This window comes from Haematobacter missouriensis, from assembly GCF_000740775.1.
GTDB classification, from domain to species: domain Bacteria; phylum Pseudomonadota; class Alphaproteobacteria; order Rhodobacterales; family Rhodobacteraceae; genus Haematobacter; species Haematobacter missouriensis.
Map to the genome: position 1 here is coordinate 1 of NZ_JFGS01000105.1, position 791 is coordinate 791.

Annotated in this window: 1 protein-coding gene; it reads left to right on the plus strand. The window is 53.7% G+C overall.

Features of this window, described 5'->3' with window-relative positions; genetic code table 11:
• Positions 1-243 precede the first annotated feature (243 nt).
• The coding region (locus CG51_RS18840) for a hypothetical protein (RefSeq protein ID WP_211254221.1) at positions 244-791 on the plus strand (548 nt) is incomplete at its 3' end.

Consider the following 791-nt stretch of genomic DNA (forward strand, 5'->3'; position numbering starts at 1 on the left):
CGATATTCCGCTGCTGGCACAGCGCCCCCAGTGGAAAACTTCGAAGGAAACATCGAGCGGTTGGACAAATTCCAATGCTCTTTGCGCGGGAATTTCAAATCTACCGTATCATCCACGAATGGCGGATATGGTGATTTTATGCCGTATGGCAGCGGCATTGAGGACTCCAACTACGGACGCCAGCTAGCTTGCCTGCAGACTGCCCTTCTACCCCTCCTCTGGACCGACGCGGCGAATGAGGAGATGACGAAACGGGTCATCAAAGCCGTCCTGTCCTATGGTCGGCAGGTCGATGGAACACCTACCGGGCCAAATGGGGGTATCTGGGGTTTTTCTTTCCCGATGGCATACCTTTACCGGCATTTTACTGGTCAAGACTTGTCCCGCTTTGTGATGGGGGGCAAGGGCGTCGCTCCGATGGACGGCGGCAATATCTTAGGGCAATTTTTCGAAGAAACCCCTGAGAACCTGCTTAGATATACGACCCCTCATTTTGATGGAAAAAGCTCTCCAAAGCCGATAATCTGTCGGTACCGCAAGGTCATTTCGGTTTCCGGTCAGACAATCGAGCTGGAAAACGCTGGCGATAATTACAGCCAAAAATACATGTACCGACAGCTTACCCTGCGAAATGAGGCCGGTACAAAATCAGCGGTCATCACTGCCCCTGCCGCCAGAAACCTCAATCCGGGCGAGGTTAATATCACGCTGACGCTGCAGGGCAATAACAACTTCACGCCCGGAGAGAATGTCTGGATGGATGGGGCCGGGCTCCTGTCTGCCGGGGATCC